This window comes from Petrocella sp. (genome assembly GCF_059865615.1).
This window is the reverse complement of the sequence record NZ_JCBCDA010000140.1, coordinates 1-2,475: the sequence shown is the minus strand read 5'-3', so window position 1 is coordinate 2,475 and position 2,475 is coordinate 1. Positions and strand designations below refer to the sequence as shown.

Genomic DNA, 2,475 nt, shown 5'->3' with positions numbered 1-2,475 from the left:
TTTTAAAAGGCTCAACTTTGACCAACTCAGAGTCTACTTCAATTTTTTCGAAGTCATTTAGATAGGCTTCATTTAACCAGGACAACTGTTCTGTTACATCTAAGTCACCATAGAAAAATATATAGCTGTTACTGGGATGATAGTAAGTTCTATGAAAATCCAAAAATTGTTCTTGAGTCAAATCTGTAATGGCATCCGGTTCGCCACCCGAATCATAACCATAAGGATGGTTGGGGAAAAGCGCGGTTTGTATCTGTCTAAAAAGGACCTGTTCCGGGTTGGATGAGGCACCTTTCATTTCATTATAAACCACACCGTTATAAGTCACGTTGCCTTCTATTGCTTCCAGTTCATAGTGCCAACCTTCTTGTTGCAAAATACGAGGATCCTTATAGATATTAGGATAAAGTACCGCGTCCATATATACATCTACAAGATTTCTAAAATCCTGATTGTTGCAGCTGGCAACAGGATACATGGTTTTATCGGGGTATGTCATGGCGTTTAGAAAAGTGTTAAGTGACCCTTTTGCCAACTCAACAAAAGGGTCTTTGACTGGGTATTTCCGTGAACCACAGAGTACAGAGTGTTCTAGAATATGAGGTAAACCTGTATCATCCTTAGGGGGTGTTCTAAATATGATGTTAAAGGTTTTATTTTCATCGTCATTTTTTACCACCATGATTCTGGCACCACTTTTTTCATGTTCTAATAATAATCCCAGGCCATTTAATGCCTCTATTTTTTCTTCTTTTATTATTTTATAATGTTTGTATTCCATATACTGCCTCCTTGTTATCTTTAGTCATTATCTTGATTTTGATCAAAGTTTCAAAACGAAGTCACTGGCCACAAGTAGTTTGTCTACAATGTTCTCCAGTGCTTTTTGGTCTTCTTCGCTGAAACGGTTTTTTGATGTGCTGTCTATGTCTAGAACACCAAGTAAAACACCCTTTTTTATCATGGGGATCACCAGTTCAGCCTTGGTGTCTCCATCACATGCAATATGACCTTCAAATTGATGTACATCAGGAATCCGAAGGGTTTCTCGCTTCATTGCGGCTGTTCCGCAGACACCTTTTCCTATGCTAATCCTCACACACGCCGGCTTCCCTTGAAATGGGCCAAGGACCAGCTCACCTGACTTAAAAAGATAGTATCCAACCCAATTAATATCACCCAGTGTATGGTATAGTAAAGATGCTAGGTTGCTCATATTAGCTAAAGCATCTCTTTCATCATAAAAAAGACCATCCGCAAAATCCTTGATATCAGCGTAAAAATTTGCATAATCTTTAGAACATATGGATGATAAATCGAACATAGCTGCCTCCTTAGGTTCAATTGATTCGATTTCAATTGATATTGATTCTATTTTAACATTGGATGTCTTATAGATAAAGGAAAATCGCAATTTATAAAAATATTTTAACAAGCTGGCTTAGATTATACAATTAAAAAGACCCTCTCTAAGTGAACCACTCCCTTATAGGTATACAAGTAAAATAATAAAACACTTGATACTTAGAAGGTAGCATATCAATAGGAAGGTCTTTCCAATTATGATATTTCTCGTACCCATGTCGTATGTCTGTATCTAAAGTCCGGCGTCTTAAGCCATGGACCTTTTTCTGTACATCGCCATTCTTTAAGCCTACGTATATCCGGCATGAATGTGTCTGCCTTAAGATCCGCCTCTATCATGGTCACATAGGCTTTCTGACAATAGGGTAGTAAAAGCTCATAAATGTTACCACCACCGGATACAAAAACCTCTTCCGGATGATAGATTTCAACTGTTTTAAGGAGCTGTTCAACAGATGAGACACTTGTAATTCTTGGGTGTTCATAGGTTTTTGTACGCGTCATAACAATGTGTTGTCTTTTTGGTAAAGGCGCACCCTTCTTAAAAGACTCTAGTGTTTTACGGCCGATGACAATGGTCTTATCCATTGTCATCGCCTTAAAATAGGCCAAATCCTCCGGTAAATAGGTTAGAAGGTTCCCGTCTCGACCGATACCGAATTTATCATCCACTGCAACAATCAATACCATGTCGTCCTCCTATATGGCAATTTCTATGCCTTTGATTTGTTTGCCTCGCTTATAGTCTATGAGTTCAAAATCCTCCACCTTAAAATCATAAAAGTCTTTGACATTAGGGTTCATTCGAAAGATTGGGGGATCATACGCTTCTCTTTCTATCAATGTTTTAACATGTTTTATATGACGATCATAAATATGAGCGTCGGCAATCACATGTAGCAATTCTCCCACTTCCAGGTCCGATACCTGAGCCAGCATATGCATTAATACCGCATATTGTACCACATTCCAGTTGTTGGCTGCTAGGACATCATTGGATCTTTGATTTAAGATGCCATTTAACTTTTTGCCTGTTACATTAAAAGTCATGCTATAGGCACATGGGTAAAGGTTCATCTCGCTTAAATCTGAATGGACATATATGTTGGT

4 protein-coding genes are annotated in these 2,475 nt (G+C 38.2%); all 4 read right to left on the bottom strand.

Going from position 1 to position 2,475, the window contains the following annotated elements; translation table 11 throughout:
* Positions 1-781 (bottom strand): insulinase family protein (locus AC6F8J_RS14660; RefSeq protein WP_500724372.1); only part of this gene is annotated, 781 nt, incomplete at its 3' end.
* Between the two features lie 42 nt (positions 782-823).
* A complete protein-coding gene (gene msrC / locus AC6F8J_RS14655; protein ID WP_500724371.1) occupies positions 824-1,324 on the bottom strand; it encodes a free L-methionine (R)-S-oxide reductase MsrC in 501 nt (166 codons plus the stop codon).
* A 236-nt stretch (positions 1,325-1,560) separates the two neighbouring features.
* Positions 1,561-2,055 carry a dihydrofolate reductase gene (locus AC6F8J_RS14650; RefSeq protein ID WP_500724370.1) on the bottom strand — a complete coding sequence of 165 codons (495 nt, stop codon included), beginning with the start codon at positions 2,053-2,055 and terminating at the stop codon, positions 1,561-1,563.
* Positions 2,056-2,064: 9 nt separating this feature from the next.
* The coding region (gene thyA, locus AC6F8J_RS14645) for a thymidylate synthase (protein WP_500724369.1) at positions 2,065-2,475 on the bottom strand (411 nt) is incomplete at its 5' end.